The organism is Pseudomonas sp. Marseille-Q7302 (genome assembly GCF_965111925.1).
Window position 1 is genome coordinate 4,173,207 of the sequence record NZ_CBCOPK010000001.1, and the last position, 15,395, is coordinate 4,188,601.

Below are 15,395 nucleotides of genomic sequence, written 5' to 3' on the forward strand. Positions count from 1 at the left end.
CCGTGCCTTTCGTCCTTCCCTTTTCTGCCTGAGAAATGGCGGGCGTGAAGGCCCCAACCAGAACACCCGCTCTTCCCCCTCTCCCTCCGGGAGAGGGCCGGGGTGAGGGCAAACCGAACCACCTTTATTCGGGATCAACGCCTATGAAAATCTCCCGCCAAGCCTATGCGGACATGTTCGGCCCCACCACCGGCGACCGGGTGCGCCTGGCTGATACCGACCTCTGGATCGAGGTCGAAGAGGACCACACCGTCTACGGCGAAGAAGTGAAATTCGGTGGCGGCAAGGTCATCCGCGACGGCATGGGCCAGAGCCAGCTGCTGGCGGCCGAGGTGGTCGACACCGTCATCACCAACGCCCTGATCGTCGATCACTGGGGCATCGTCAAGGCCGATGTCGGCCTCAAGAACGGGCGCATCCAGGCCATCGGCAAGGCCGGCAACCCGGACATCCAGCCCGGCGTCAGCGTACCCATCGGCGCCGCCACCGAGGTCATCGCCGGCGAAGGCATGATCCTCACCGCGGGCGGCATCGACTCCCACATCCACTTCATCTGCCCGCAGCAGATCGAAGAGGCGCTCATGAGTGGCACCACCACCATGATCGGCGGCGGCACCGGCCCAGCCACCGGCACCTATGCCACCACCGTGACCCCCGGTCCCTGGCACATGGCGCAGATGCTCAAGGCCGCCGATGCCTTCCCCATGAACATCGGCTTCACCGGCAAGGGCAACGCCAGCCTGCCCGGACCGCTGGAGGAACAGGTGCGCGCCGGCGCCATCGGCCTAAAGCTGCACGAAGACTGGGGCACCACCCCCGCCGCCATCGACAACTGCCTGGCGGTGGCCGATCGCTTCGACATCCAGGTGGCCATCCACACCGATACCCTCAACGAATCCGGTTTCGTCGAGACCACCCTGGGCGCCTTCAAGGGCCGCACCATCCACACCTATCACACCGAGGGTGCCGGCGGCGGCCACGCGCCGGACATCATCAAGGCCTGCGGCTTCCCCAACGTGCTGCCCAGCTCCACCAATCCGACGCGGCCCTTCACCAGGAACACCATCGACGAGCATCTGGACATGCTCATGGTCTGCCACCACCTGGACCCTAGCATCGCCGAGGACGTGGCCTTTGCCGAGAGTCGCATCCGCCGCGAGACCATCGCCGCCGAGGACATCCTCCACGATCTCGGCGCCTTCGCCATGATCAGCTCCGACAGCCAGGCCATGGGCCGCGTCGGCGAGGTCATCACCCGCACCTGGCAGACCGCCGACAAGATGAAGAAGCAGCGCGGCCCGCTGCCCGAGGATGGCGCTGGCAACGATAACTTCCGGGTCAAGCGCTACATCGCCAAGTACACCATCAACCCCGCGATCACCCATGGCATCAGCCACGAGGTGGGTTCCATCGAGGTGGGCAAGTTCGCCGACCTGGTGCTCTGGCGCCCTGCCTTCTTTGGCGTCAAGCCGACCCTGATCCTCAAGGGCGGCGCCATCGCGGCCAGTCTGATGGGCGACGCCAACGCCTCCATCCCCACCCCGCAACCGGTGCACTACCGCCCCATGTTCGGCAGCTACGCCGGCATGCTCCACGACACCAGCCTGACCTTCATCAGCCAGGCCGCTTTCGAGGCGGGGGTACCGGAGCAACTGGGGCTGAAGAAGCGCATCGGCGTGGTCAAGGGCTGCCGCACCGCGCAGAAGAGCGACCTCATCCACAACGACTATCTGCCCACCATCGAGGTCGATCCGCAGAACTACCAGGTCAAGGCCGACGGCCAGCTGCTCTGGTGCGAACCGGCCGAGGTGCTGCCGATGGCACAGCGGTATTTTCTTTTCTAACAGTGATGATCGCGGAGGGACCCGCCTTATCAATGAATTTGTAAAGACTGTTTCGTCAGCCTGGCATTTACGCCTAATTCGCATAGTGTAATCATGCCTACACTTACCTGGGCCGGCTTCATGCCTGCCAGGAGTAGTCAACTTGCTCACCAACTAACCCTGGCAACGCACTCTGGACAGTCATGCTGTTCTTGGACAGAACCAACTGCTGCCATGCTAGCCACTTTAGCAGCGACTCCAGGCCCGGGTTTTAGAGGGCATAAAGCTGCGGCCAACAAACCACCAAACAGAAGATGAAACCTTGGAAAAAAAGACACCGTCAAAACCCAAATAGCAAAAGCAATAATTTCAATGCTAATCGCAGCCCTACTCTACACCATATACTGGGCTTATCAATTATATCAGTATGAAAAAATACCAATAAATAAAAAAGATGTAATCTTAAGAGAGACAATAAAGTCCAGATTTCCTAAAAATTACGACATAGAAATAATCAACGCCGACCTCTTAGGGCTTGGCGAAAACTTCATTGTCGCCTATGGAAATGAATCATTTTTAAACACTGCCTTTGCATTAGATAGTGAAGCAATAAAAAATATAAAGAAAAATTCTGGCAAAACAAATATCCCGATCTTAAAGATTTTCTACATATCTGAGCCTGGCCCACTAGAATCGATCATAAGCATCTCACCATTAAACAATGTAAAAGACAGCATTATAGAGTTGAGCGTAAAGGAATACAAAAATATTACTTTGCTTCCAACAGTTAATGGCAAAGCGCACAATAAAATAGACGAATACCTAAAAACCCATGAATTTCCACAGATATTCATGATAAGCAACGTTTATATCGACGATATCGATGAAGATAAAAAAGACGAAATTATAATTGATTATCTTTCTTACGCAGGGGGATCTGGAGGCACCAAATGGTCCATTATAGCCGAGATAATTGACGGCGAGATCAAAATCAGCTCTGGCTACCCACAAATGCTAAATATTGATTCGGCCAAGTTTGCTCAGGCTGTAGCACTATACTCCGGAATTGATGGTACGCGCCCAAGGGACGAAAAAAACCTCAAATTAACTTTGGAAAAAGAAAAATCCCTAGGAAACATAAGTATCGAACAAAAAATAGTTCTTCTAAGGGAGATTAAAAACTCAAATCTCTTTATCGAAAACTTATTTAGCGCATCCCAACAAATCAAGATGCAGACCGATCCCTTTTTTGAGCTACAGTCAGGCGTAGAATATAAACTTTACAGCAGACATACAGATGACTACAAAACATTCATAAACATTGATTCAAAACGTATTTTTGTGGAGGGCTTTTATGTTTCGGACTCAAAATGCCACTGGTGCGGCCATCACTGGAGAATAATGGCCTTTTACTACGACAACGGAAGATGGATATCCGATAGAAACATAAACGGGAACACATTTAACGGGCAATGGCTAGAAAACGCCAAAGAATTTGACTTAAATGAAATATTTGGAACATATGAGGATCAGGGACCTACTGGCCTTGCCTGGTCATTTATAAATAAAAACTGGAATTCATCTGGCAAAGAAAACTCAGATGACCCGCTCGGAATAGGAATGCGTACCACATCACCAATTGACCGCCAAGTCAGAAAAACCTATCAAACTCAATAGCTTAGCAGAGATTAAACGCCATTAACCCTCCTCCCAATTTTACGTTTAATTCATAAAGCATCTTCACCTCAAAAGATGCCATATAGGTAGAGCAAAGTCAGCATCGCAATTGCATTAATTTATCAACACTATAAATTGGGCTTAGGCTATTACATCGCCAAAGCCCGATCAGACGGACCTACATATTAGCTGCTTTATCCTTACCCCTGCCCTATCGACCCAGGCGGGGCCTCCGCCCTGTCGTCGCGGTCGTAGGCGGCCTTGTCCAGCTGGCCCATCCAGCGTGCGGTCAGGGTGCCGGCGGTCATGGAGCCGTTTACGTTGAGCGCGGTGCGGCCCATGTCGATCAGGGGCTCGATGGACACCAGCAGTGCCACCAGGGTGACCGGCAGGCCCAGGGCTGGCAGCACGATCAGGGCGGCGAAGGTAGCGCCGCCACCTACGCCTGCTACACCCGCCGAACTCAGGGTGACGATGCCCACGAGCGTGGCGATCCACAGCGGATCGAAGGGATCGATGCCCATGGTGGGCGCGATCATCACCGCCAGCATGGCCGGATAGAGACCGGCGCAACCGTTCTGGCCGATGGTGGCGCCAAAGGAGGCGGCGAAACTGGCGATGGCCGGCGGTACGCCGAGGCGCTCGGTCTGGGCCTCGATGTTCAGCGGGATGGTCGCCGCGCTGGAGCGGCTGGTGAAGGCGAAGCTCAGCACCGGCCAGACCTTGGGAAAGAAGCGCGCTGGCGACAGGCCGCTCAGGGTCAGCAGCAGCGCATGCACGCCGAAGAGGATGGCCAGGCCCAGGTAGGAGGCGATCAGGAAGGTGCCCAGCTTGAGCACGTCCTGGGGGCTGGCGGTAGCGACCATCTTGGTCATCAGCGCCAGCACGCCATAGGGGGTCAGTTGCAGCAGCAGGCGTACCAGCTTCATCACCCAGGCCTGGAGCACGTCGATGCCGGCCAGCACCTTCTCGCCACGGACCGGATCGTCGCGCTGCAGGCGCAAGGCGGCGACGCCGAGGAAGGCGGCGAAGATCACCACGCTGATGATGGAGGTGGGACTGGCACCGGCAAGATCGGCGAAGGGATTCTTCGGAATGAAGGACAGCAGCAGCTGGGGCACCGACAGGTCCGCCACCTTGCCGACATAGCTGTTCTGCAGGGTGGTCAGGCGCGCGGTCTCCTGGGCGCCCTGCACCAGGCCTTCGGCGCTCAGGCCGAACAGCCAGGTCACCAGCACCCCGACCAGGGCGGCGATGGCGGTGGTGAACAGCAGCGTGCCCAGGGTCAGCAGGCTGATGCGGCCCATGGACGAGGCCTCGCGCAGCCGCGCCACGGCCGCCAGGATGGAGGCGAACACCAGTGGCATGATGCTCATCTGCAGCAGCTGCACATAGCCGTTGCCGACCAGGTTGAACCAGCTGATGGAGGTCTTGAGCACCGGGGCGTCATGCCCGTAGACGAGTTGCAGCACCAGGCCGAAGGCGACGCCCAGGGCGAGGCCGATGAAGACGCGCACGGCCAGGCTCCAGCCGGTATTGCGGGTACGCGCCAGCAGGCCGAGCAGCACGGCGAAGGCGACGAGGTTGAGGACGAGAGGCAGATTCACACGAGGTCTCCGAAACGGCGCCCGGCGCGGCCGCCGGACGAGAGGCGGGCGATGGTATCAGTTCAGGCCGCCCGGGCTTAGATCGAGGCGCTATCACCTGATAACCCTGGGACCTTGGGCGGAGCGGTTCTATCGCCGGAGCGAACGGTATTTCCGCGGTGCTCTGCACTGCTAGAGTGCGCCGCGTCGGGAAACGAAGCCCGACCCTGCCAACCAGAAAAGGAGTCACCTCATGCAACGTTTCGCCAAGCTCGCCGCCTCTTTCGCCCTCGCCGCCGCCGTCGCTGGCTGCACCGGCACCGCGATGAAGACGCAGAACCTGGATCCGTCGCAGTACACCGTCGTCGGTCATGGCGAAGGCAAGGCTACCGGTATCATGCTGTTCCAGATCATCCCGATCCAGCAGAACGACCGCTTCGTGCGCGCCCAGCAGGCCGCCATCAAATCCCGCGGCGGCGATGCCCTGATCAACACCCAGGTGCAGGAAAACTGGTTCTGGGCCTGGGTCCTGAATGGCTACACCACCACCGTTTCCGGCGACGTGGTCAAGCTCAAGCGCTGAGCCTTCCGCGACCGACAGGCGCCGCCCACCCGGGCGGCGTTTTTGCGCTAGGCTGGCAACTTCTCCCCGAGGAAGCCGACCATGACCGCGACCCTGATGAAACTCCCGCTGCAATCCATCGACGGCGAAACCCTGACCCTGGAACGCTACCTGGGCAAGGTGCTGCTGGTGGTGAATGTCGCCTCCAAGTGCGGCCTTACCAGCCAGTACGAAGGCCTGGAACGCCTTTACGAGACCCAGCGCGAGCGCGGCCTGGAAGTGCTCGGCTTTCCCGCCAACGACTTCAAGCAGCAGGAGCCCGGCAGCGATGCCGAGATCAAGGAGTTCTGCACCCTGACCTACGGCGTGCAATTCCCCCTGTTCGCCAAGCTCAGCGTGGTGGGTGAAGACCAGCATCCGCTCTATGCGGAACTGACCCAGGCGCAACCCGAGACGACTGGCGATGGCCCCTTCCGCGAGCGCATGCTGAGCCGTGGGGGCACTCCCAATCCCAAGCCCGAGGTGCTGTGGAATTTCGAGAAATTCCTGATTGGGCGCAATGGCGAGGTGGTGGGTCGTTTCGCGCCCGACGTGACGGCGGATGATCCGCGGTTGCTGGAGGCCATCGAGAAGGAGTTGGCGAAGGGGTGAAGCTGCCCTGCCGTTAAATGGCGAGGCGTGACCTGATTCGTAGGTTGGGTTGAGCGCCAGCGAAGCCCAACACTGCCAGGGTCAACCTTCAATCTTGGTGCCCTAGCTGATTATCGAGTTTTGCTGGCACTTCTTGTTTCGCCCACCCGGGCGACTCACTTTTTTCAATCGCGGCTGCGCGCCCCGGACTACGCGCCCCGGACAAAAGTAAGCAAAAACGCTTGCCCCGATCATCCGGCCCTACGCTGCGCTGCGGGGCCACTCATGCCAGCGCCGTTCCGGGGTCGGCCTACACGGGCCGTCCATGGCCCGTTAGGCCTCTCGCCGCATCCATGCGGCTCCACCCACTCCACAGCACTGGCTGTTCGCCCTGCTGAACGGGGCGATTCGCCAGCCTGAAAATTTTGGTTAAAGAGCCGGTAGGATGGACAACGGCGCAGCCTTGTCCACGCGTTAAGCGTTGCTCCTCAAGTGGAAAACGCTGCGCGGTTTTCCACACTACACCTGAACACCCAAGCATCAGGCTTGCGCTTCGTCCCCGTCAGTGAGGCCGAGTGCAGGTGTCGCGCAGGGGGATGCGAGGCAGGACGCCGAGCAAGGCGCGAGGGGCAGGAGGCCCCTTCGTGCCGTGCCCTCGGAGCGGCGCTGGAGCGAGGGAGACGTAGCGAAGCGAAGTAACAGCCGCAAGCTGGCCCGAAGGGTGAGCGAAGCGAATCACCCAGAGCGCAGCGCAGGGCCGAAACGTGGGGACAAGCGTTTTTGGTTACTTTTTTCGGGGCGCGCAGCCGCGTTTGAAAAAATTGACTCGCCCGGATGGGCGAAACAAAAGCCATCAGGACACTCGATAACCCGCTAAGGCGCCTGATATCCAAAATGTTGGGCTTCGCTGACGCTCAGCCCAACCTACGGTAAGTGCCTGGAGCTCCTGCGCGATCAGGCTATGACAGCAGGTCTACCCCCGCTGCAACACCCCGCGCATGGACCCGAAATGCCCCGGGAAGGAACAGAAGAAGGTGTATTCCTTGCCCGCTTCCAGGACCCCGGTGTCGAAGGTCACCGAATCCTTCTCGCCACCACCCAGCATGCGGGTATGGGCGATGATGCGCTCGTCACCCTCGGGCAGGTAGCCCTTGTCTTCGCCTGCATTCATGCCGGCGGCGTCGACCGCCGAGGCGTCGGTGGAGCGGGTCAGCACCCAGTTATGGCCCATGACATTCTTGGGCAGGCTGCCACTGTGGATCAGCTCGACGGTAAAGGTCTTGCACGAGGCCGGGACCTGAATCGAGGCGCGGCTGTAGGTCATCTGGTCGCCGGCTTCGATCTGGGTGGTGCAACTGTCAGCGGCCCAAACGCCGGTACTTCCCAGGGCGAACAGCGCGGCGGCAAAGAACTTGGATTTCATGAACCCTCCGGATGCGTGAAAGTCGCCAGTCAGACCAATGCGAGGGTGGCGGGTTCCGAGCGCGCTGGCAAGCAGGCCGCTGCGCTTCGCTCTATCGCCCCCATCGAAACCTTTGCCAGGTGGCCGTGCCCAATCTCTGCGTACCATGCTCCCATCATCCGCCAGCCAAGGACGCCCGCCATGACCCTTACCGCCCTGCTGCACGAGTTGTTCGCCAGCTATGCCCAGGCCGCCAGTGGCAATGCGCCGGAGGAAGCGTTCCTCGCGCGATGACGAAGCTTTGATCCGGCGGAACGGACGGCTAGGCTAGGCGTTTTGCCTGCCTAGGAGTCCTCATGTCGCTGAAAGCCGTCTGTGTCTTCTGTGGCGCCAAGTCCGGCGCCTCGCCTGTCTTCGAGCAAGCCGCTGCGCAACTCGGCCATGCCCTCGCCGAACGGGGTCTCACCCTGATCTACGGCGGTGGCAAGGTCGGCCTGATGGGCGTGGTCGCCGATGCCGCCCTGGCCGCCGGTGGCGAGGTGATCGGCATCATTCCCCAGAGTCTCAAGACCGCCGAGCTGGGCCATACCGGCTGCACCCGCCTGGAAGTGGTCGACGGCATGCATGCGCGTAAGGCGCGCATGGCGGAGCTGGCCGATGCCTTCATCGCCCTCCCCGGCGGCCTGGGCACCCTGGAAGAACTTTTCGAGGTCTGGACCTGGGGCCAGCTTGGCTACCATGCCAAGCCCATGGGGCTGCTGGAGGTCGACGGCTTCTATGCCCAGCTGGAGGGCTTCCTCGATCACCTGGTGGCCCAGGGCTTCGTCGCCGCGCCGCATCGCGCCATGCTGCAGGTGGAAGACTCGCCAACCGCCCTGCTGGACGCCCTCGCCGCCTGGCAGCCCACCGCACCGCCACGCTGGGCGGAATCGGCACCGCGCTAGTTCGACTACACCGCCCGTCCCGGATCTAGAACCCTCGCCGCTTGTGGCCTGTCGGTACTGACAGGCCCGCAAACGTTTCAAGAGCGACGAGGATTCTCCCATGACCGATTTCCCCAAATCCCCCATGCCGGAACAGCAGCAAGAGGTTCCCGGCCTGCAATCGCGCATGAATCCGGTCCCGGATTGCGGCGAACAGAGCTACAAGGGCTCCGGCCGCCTGACGGGCAAGAAGGCCCTGATCACCGGTGGCGACAGCGGCATCGGCCGCGCCGTGGCCATTGCCTTCGCCCGCGAGGGCGCCGATGTCGCCATCAGCTACCTGAACGAACACGAAGACGCCGAGGACACCGCCCGCCTGGTGCGCGAAGCCGGCCGCGAGGCCCTGTTGCTACCGGGGTGCCTGTCCAAGCGCGAGCAGTGCCTGGCGGTGGTGGACGAGACCGTGGCCGCCTTTGGCCGCATCGATGTGCTGGTCAACAACGCCGCCTTCCAGATGACCCACGAGACCCTCGAAGAGATTCCCGACGACGAGTGGGTCTACACCTTCGATGTGAACATCACCGCCATGTTTCGCATCACCCAGGCCGCGATAAAGCACATGGGCCAGGGTGGCTCCATCATCAACACCACCTCGGTGAACTCCGACATGCCGCGGCCGACGCTGCTGGCCTATGCCACCACCAAGGGCGCCATCGCCAACTTCACCGCGGGCCTGGCCCAGTTGCTCGGCGAGAAAGGCATCCGCGCCAACAGCGTGGCCCCCGGCCCCATCTGGACCCCGCTGATTCCCGCCACCATGCCGCCTGAGCAGGTCAAGGAATTCGGTGGCAACACCCCGCTGGGCCGCCCCGGCCAGCCGGTGGAGCTGGCGCCGGTCTATGTGATGTTGGCCTCGGACGAATCCAGCTACACCTCAGGCGCGCGTATCGCCGTCACCGGTGGCAAGCCGATCCTCTAAATGCCCTCGCGCACCCCGGCACGCCCCGGGGTCGCCCTTCTTTTTCCGCATTCGGAGGCCTCTCGTGAGCGAACATCCCAAACCCCCACTGAAACCCCAACCCCAGACCTTTCCCGGCTCCGAAGCGCGCATGGATCCTCAGCCCGACAGCGGCGCCGAGACCTACCGCGGCTCGGGTCGCCTGGCAGGCAAGAAGACCCTGATCACCGGTGCCGACAGTGGTATCGGCCGCGCCGTGGCCATCGCCTACGCCCGTGAGGGCGCCGATGTCGCCATCGCTTATCTGGACGAGCACGAGGATGCCCAGGAAACCGCCCGCCTGGTCACCGAGGCGGGTCGCCAGGCCGTGCTCTTGCCCGGCGATCTGGCCGAGCGCCAGACCTGCCTGGACGTGGTGCAGAAGACCGTCGAGGCCTTTGGCCGCATCGACGTACTGGTCAACAACGCTGCCTTTCAGCAGGTACGTGACAGCCTCGACGAGATTCCCGACGAGGAATGGGTGCATACCTTCAACGTGAACATCCATGGGATGTTCCGGATTACCCAGGCGGCGCTGAAGCACATGCCGCGTGGCGGCTCCATCATCAACACCGCTTCGATCAACGCCGACATCGCGCCCCCGACCCTGCTGGCCTATTCGGCCACCAAGGGCGCCATCGCCAACTTCACTGCAGGTCTGGCGCAGCTGCTCGGCGAGAAAGGTATCCGTGCCAACAGCGTCGCCCCCGGCCCGATCTGGACGCCGCTGATCGTCAGCACCATGAAGCCGGACGAGCCGGAGCAATTCGGTAGCAGCACGCCGCTGGGGCGTCCCGGCCAGCCGGTGGAACTGGCGCCGGCCTATGTGCTGCTGGCGTCGGATGAAGCGAGCTACATCTCCGGCGCCATGCTGCCGGTGACGGGCGGTATGCCAGTTCTTTAAGGGGTCTGGCTAGGGTGCCAGGGTTTGCCCTCACCCCAGCCCTCTCCCAGAGGGAGAGGGGGTTGGCGGATCCGTAGGTTGGATTGAGCGCAGCGAAGCCCAACGCGGGATAGCCAGCAGCGTTTGCCTTCGACGGTGAGGCCCGCTCAGGCACCGCGTGGAAAACGCTGCGCGGTTTTCCACCCTACGAATCTGAGTTTCTCCTCACCCCAGCCCTCTCCCCAAGGGAGAGGGGTTGGCGGGTCCGTAGGTTGGGTTGAGCGCAGCGAAGCCCAACGCGGGATAGCCAGCAGCGTTGGGCTTCGACGATGAGGCCGTCTCAACCCAACCTACGGGATTTCCACCCTGCGAATCCATGTTGGAGACTAGAAGCCTCGGTCAAACGCCCCCTCTCCCTTCGGGAGAGGGTTGGGGTGAGGGCCGCATGGACGCTCTACGGCTGCAGGTAGCGCACCATCGCATCGCCGATCATGTTCTTGTGCCGCCGCAACACCGCCGGTGCCTCCATGTCGATGTCGTGGATACGCCCGAAGGTGTGGCGGTTGGAGACGCGGTAGAAGCAGAACGAACACATCAGCAGGTGCACATCCACGGCGTCGAGACCGCTGCGGATTTCACCGCTCGCCTCGCCGCGCGCCAGGATGCGGCGCAGAGCCTCCAGGGCCGAGGAGTTGAGGCTGGAGATGGTCTCGGACTGCGCCAGGTGGCGGCCGCGATGGATGTTCTCGATGCTTACCACGCGGATGAAGTCGTCGTGGCTGCGGTGGTGCTCGAAGAGGAACTCGGCCAGGGTGCGGATCGCTTCCAGCGGTGGCAGGCGATCAAGCGGCAGCTCGGCTTCGTCGCCGCGCACATCGCTGTAGAGCTTTTCCAGCACCGTCAGGTAGAGCTGCTCCTTGCTGCCGAAGTAGTAGTAGATCATCCGTTTGGAGGTATGGGTGCGCTCGGCGATGGCGTCCACCCGCGCACCGCTCAGGCCCAGGTCGGCGAACTCGGCCACGGCGGCGGCGAGGATGGCCTGGCGGGTCTTTTCGGGATTGTTCTTGCGCGGCGTACGGAGCGCGGGCGCGAGCGCCGGGGTGTCCTGCATCGGGTCTGACTCTTGGCTGGGGAGAGACGCGGGTACCTGCAGGTACCCGCCTGGCTCAGAATTCCAGGGGCGCCGGGCGACCCTGGCGGGCTTGCAGCATGGCGGCCAGCCGCACCGGACTATTGGCGGCGCCGTAGCCACTGTAATCCTTGCGCTCCAGGATTTCGAAGAAGAATCGGTCGGCGAAGGACTCGGTATAGACGTGGAACAGCTCGCCACCCTGGGCATCGCGGTCGTAGAGCACGTTGTAGTAGGCCAGGCGACTGAGGAAGTCGTCGTCGAAATCGAAGCGCGCCCCCAGGTCGTCGTAGTAGTTCATCGGGATCTCCAGCAAGGGCACCCCGGCGGCCTTGGCCTGCTCCACGGCCTGGAAGATGTCCCGACAGGCGAAGGCGATGTGATGTACCCCGGAGCCCCGGTAGCTGGACAGCGCCCGGGCGATGGCGGTGTTGCGATTCTCCGAGATGTTCAGCGCCAGGCGCACGTTGCTCTCGCGATTCTTCAGCGCACGGCTTTTCACCAGGCCATAGGGGTCAGGGACCACCACCTCGTCATCGGCGCTGAAGTCGAACAGACTCTTGTAGAACAGCACCCAGCTGTCCAGCGCATCGGCCGGCAGGGCGATGGCGACGTGGTCGACGTGGGTCAGGCCGAGGCCACCGCTGGCGCCGGCGCTGACATCGAAGTCGGTGTCATAGAGGCTGCGCCCGTCGGCGCCGCGATCGGCGAGATAGATCAGGCTGCCGTCCGGCGCCCGCATCGCGGGGATCTCCCGTTCGTTCGGCCCGACCAGGCCGCGATAGGGCTGTGCCCGGTACTGCTGGGCGCGTTCCAACGCCGCGTGACTGTCGGGCACCCGTAGCGCCATGGCGCACAGTGAGGGGCCGTGGGCCTCGAAGAAGTTGTGGCCGAAGGAATAGGGTTCGGCGTTGAGCACCAGATTGATCTCGCCCTGGCGCAGCAGGGTGACGTTCTTGGAGCGGTGCCGCCCGGCCTGGGCGAAGCCCAGCTTGCCCAGCCAACGGGCCAGTTCGGCACCGTGGGCGTCGTCCACGGCGAATTCGAGGAATTCGGTGCCTTCCAGACGCGGCGCCTCGGGCGGGGCGAACAGGGGCGCCGCCACCGGCGTTTCCTCACGCTGCAGGCGAGCCGCGGTCTGCTCTTCCAGGTACAGCAGGGATCTCAGGCCATCGGCGGCGGTGGCACGGGTCTGGGCGGCGCGGAAGCCGTCGTTGAAGATCTCCAGCGACAGTGGCCCCTGGTAACCGGTCTGCAGGATGGGCGCGAGAAAGCCGGCCAGGTCGAACTCACCCTGCCCCGGGAAGCAGCGGAAATGCCGGCTCCACTCCAGCACGTCCATCTGCAGCAGCGGTGCATCGGCCATCTGCACGAAAAAGATCTTGTCCCCGGGAATCTGGGCGATGCCCGCCGGATCACCACCGATGGACAGGGTGTGGAAGCTGTCGAGCAAGACGCCGAGATTGGGGTGGTCGACCGCCTTCACCAGGCGCCAGACCTGCTGCCAGCTGTTGACGTGGCGACCCCAGGCCAGGGCTTCATAGCCGATGCGCAGGTCGCGCCGGGCGGCGCGTTCGGCCAGCAGCTGCAGGTCATCGGCGATCAGACGCTCATCGCCGAGGCTGTCGGCGGCGGTGTTGCTGCATACCAGGATGAGATCGGTGCCCAACTCCTGCATGAGGTCGAACTTGCGCTCGGCGCGGTCGAGATTGCGCTGCAGCCGCTCGCGGCGTCCGCCCTCGAAGTCGCGGAACGGCTGGAACAGGGTGATGGCCAGCCCCAGGTCCTGGGTACGCTGGCGGATCTCGCGCGGGCTGGCACCGGAATACAGCAGGTCGTTCTCGAAGATCTCCACACCGTCGAAGCCCGCCGCGGCGATCGCTTCGAGCTTCTCGGTCAGGGTGCCACTGATGGATACGGTCGCGATGGAACGCTGCATGCCGGTGCTCCTGTGTTGAACGGCTGTCTCCACTGGCTGACTGTAGCGGAGCGGCTCTGGTTCGTCGGGTCTGGAGACGATTATTCTTGGCGCCGGCCAGGCCAACAACGGATTATGTACGAACTGGTTAGTTTCTGTTCGCTGATCGAACAAATGGGTATCTGGCGAATTGACCCACCGCCGTGGCGCCTCGCACTATGGATTGCAGAGCCCTCGTGCTTGCTTCCACCGCGTCGACCATAACAAGACAAACAAGAGTGTGCGTCCATGCCTCTGCCATCCACGCTATCCTCCGCCCCCCGTCTCGTCTGTAGCCCCCTGGCGCTCAGTCGGCGACGGTCAGGCTAGGTCATCCACCCCATCGCACCTTCGGCCCACGGCAGCCCGCACGGACCTGCACGCCATGCCGAAGCTTCCCCTGGCCTGACAATAATTACGGAGACAACCATGGCCAATACCGCCTCCCACACGTCCAGCTCCCAAGCCAAGAAGGCCACTGCCAGCGGCTGGATCGGCTCGGCGCTGGAATACTACGATTTCTTCATCTACGCCCAGGCGGCGGCGCTGATCTTCCCGCAGATCTTCTTCCCCTCCACCGATCCCAAGATGGCCATCGTCGCCTCCCTCGCCACCTATGGCGTGGGTTATCTGGCCCGCCCGGTCGGCGCCTTCGTGCTCGGTCACTGGGGTGATACCCGCGGTCGCAAGAACGTCCTGCTGCTGTGCATGTTCCTCATGGGCATCGCCACCATGGCCGTGGGCCTGCTGCCCACCTATCACCAGATCGGCATCCTCGCCCCCATCCTGCTGGTGGTGCTGCGGCTGATCCAGGGCTTCGCCGTGGCCGGGGAGATCTCCGGCGCCAGTTCCATGGTGCTCGAACACGCGCCCTTCGGCCGGCGTGGCTACTATGCGAGCTTTACCCTGCAGGGGGTGCAGGCCGGCCAGGTGATGGCCGCCGCGGTGTTCCTGCCGCTGGCCTACTTCATGCCCGCCGATGCCTTCAACAGCTGGGGCTGGCGGATTCCCTTCCTGCTCAGCGCCTTCGTGCTGCTGGCCGGCTTCATCATCCGCCGCGAAGTCCAGGAGACGCCCGCCTTCGTCAAGGAAGAAGCCAAGACCGAGACCGTAGCCAGACGCTCGCCCATCGGTGAAGCCCTGACCACCAGCTGGAAGGCCATGATCCTGGTCGGCCTGATGGCGTTGATGAACGTGATCCCCGTGGTGGCGACCATCTTTGGCGCGGCCTATGCGGTGCAGCCGGCCTATGGCATCGGCTTCGACAAGAGCGTCTACCTGTGGATACCGGTGGTGGGCAACATCGTCGCCGTGCTGGTGATCCCCCTGGTCGGCAACCTTTCCGATCGCATCGGCCGGCGACCGACCATGATCGGCGGTGCCCTGGGTTCGGGGCTGCTGGCCTTCGGCTACCTCTACGCCATCAGCATCCACAGCATGCCGCTGGCCTTCCTGATGTCGCTGCTGATGTGGGGTGTGGTCTACCAGGGCTACAACGCGGTGTTCCCCAGCTTCTACCCGGAGCAGTTCCAGACCCGCTATCGCGTCTCGGCCATGGCCATCGCCCAGAACATCGGCACCATGCTCACCGCCCTGCTGCCGGCGCTGTTCGCCCTGGTCGCCCCGCCCGGTACCGACAACATCTGGATCGTGGTCGGTGGCCTGGCCTTCGCCGTGACCTGCCTGTCGGCCCTGGCCGCCTACCTGTCGCCGGAAACCTACCGGGTGCCCATGAGCGACCTGGGCAAGCCAGGCGCCCAGCAGATGGACAAGCACGCCTACGACACGGCCCGTCAGGACAGCTTCAAAGCCAGCGCCTGATCCGC

12 protein-coding genes are annotated in these 15,395 nt (G+C 62.2%); 8 read left to right on the forward strand and 4 right to left on the reverse strand.

Features of this window, described 5'->3' with window-relative positions:
* Positions 1-143: 143 nt before the first annotated feature.
* The gene (gene ureC, locus ACWPW1_RS19460; protein ID WP_454253738.1) at positions 144-1,844 is read left to right on the forward strand and encodes an urease subunit alpha; all 1,701 of its coding nucleotides are present in this window, start codon (positions 144-146) and stop codon (positions 1,842-1,844) included.
* Between the two features lie 351 nt (positions 1,845-2,195).
* Positions 2,196-3,500 carry a hypothetical protein gene (locus ACWPW1_RS19465; protein ID WP_454253739.1) on the forward strand — a complete coding sequence of 435 codons (1,305 nt, stop codon included), beginning with the start codon at positions 2,196-2,198 and terminating at the stop codon, positions 3,498-3,500.
* 200 nt (positions 3,501-3,700) lie between these two features.
* Here ACWPW1_RS19465 and ACWPW1_RS19470 read toward each other — a convergent pair whose 3' ends face one another.
* Positions 3,701-5,107, reverse strand: coding sequence for an L-cystine transporter (locus ACWPW1_RS19470; RefSeq protein ID WP_454253740.1), 1,407 nt, complete (start codon positions 5,105-5,107; stop codon positions 3,701-3,703).
* Positions 5,108-5,339: 232 nt separating this feature from the next.
* On the opposite strand from ACWPW1_RS19470, the gene ACWPW1_RS19475 reads away from it, so the two are divergent.
* Together ACWPW1_RS19475 and ACWPW1_RS19480 are read left to right on the forward strand one after the other, a co-directional pair.
* Entirely contained in the window at positions 5,340-5,669 is a 330-nt protein-coding gene (locus ACWPW1_RS19475) for a hypothetical protein (protein WP_093256472.1), read from the forward strand.
* Positions 5,670-5,750: 81 nt separating this feature from the next.
* The gene (locus ACWPW1_RS19480; RefSeq protein WP_454253741.1) at positions 5,751-6,299 is read left to right on the forward strand and encodes a glutathione peroxidase; all 549 of its coding nucleotides are present in this window, start codon (positions 5,751-5,753) and stop codon (positions 6,297-6,299) included.
* Between the two features lie 952 nt (positions 6,300-7,251).
* Here ACWPW1_RS19480 and azu read toward each other — a convergent pair.
* A complete protein-coding gene (gene azu, locus ACWPW1_RS19485) occupies positions 7,252-7,701 on the reverse strand; it encodes an azurin (RefSeq protein ID WP_454253742.1) in 450 nt (149 codons plus the stop codon).
* Positions 7,702-8,036: 335 nt separating this feature from the next.
* Between azu and ACWPW1_RS19490 the strand changes: the two genes are divergently transcribed.
* From ACWPW1_RS19490 to ACWPW1_RS19500, 3 genes are all read left to right on the forward strand, one after another.
* Positions 8,037-8,624, forward strand: coding sequence for an LOG family protein (locus ACWPW1_RS19490; RefSeq protein ID WP_454253743.1), 588 nt, complete (start codon positions 8,037-8,039; stop codon positions 8,622-8,624).
* Between the two features lie 100 nt (positions 8,625-8,724).
* Positions 8,725-9,582, forward strand: a complete 858-nt coding sequence (locus tag ACWPW1_RS19495; protein ID WP_454253744.1) for an SDR family oxidoreductase — start codon at positions 8,725-8,727, stop codon at positions 9,580-9,582.
* Between the two features lie 64 nt (positions 9,583-9,646).
* A complete protein-coding gene (locus ACWPW1_RS19500) occupies positions 9,647-10,504 on the forward strand; it encodes an SDR family oxidoreductase (protein ID WP_454253745.1) in 858 nt (285 codons plus the stop codon).
* A 433-nt stretch (positions 10,505-10,937) separates the two neighbouring features.
* On the opposite strand, the gene ACWPW1_RS19505 is transcribed toward ACWPW1_RS19500, so the two are convergent.
* Both ACWPW1_RS19505 and quiC read right to left on the reverse strand, forming a co-directional pair.
* Positions 10,938-11,594 (reverse strand): TetR/AcrR family transcriptional regulator, encoded by a 657-nt coding sequence (locus tag ACWPW1_RS19505; protein WP_454253746.1) that lies wholly within the window; start codon positions 11,592-11,594, stop codon positions 10,938-10,940.
* A 55-nt stretch (positions 11,595-11,649) separates the two neighbouring features.
* Positions 11,650-13,551 carry a 3-dehydroshikimate dehydratase QuiC gene (gene quiC / locus ACWPW1_RS19510; RefSeq protein WP_271653073.1) on the reverse strand — a complete coding sequence of 634 codons (1,902 nt, stop codon included), beginning with the start codon at positions 13,549-13,551 and terminating at the stop codon, positions 11,650-11,652.
* Between the two features lie 447 nt (positions 13,552-13,998).
* Here quiC and ACWPW1_RS19515 point away from each other — a divergent pair, with 447 nt between their 5' ends.
* Positions 13,999-15,390 carry an MFS transporter gene (locus tag ACWPW1_RS19515; RefSeq protein WP_059316239.1) on the forward strand — a complete coding sequence of 464 codons (1,392 nt, stop codon included), beginning with the start codon at positions 13,999-14,001 and terminating at the stop codon, positions 15,388-15,390.
* Positions 15,391-15,395: the final 5 nt, after the last annotated feature.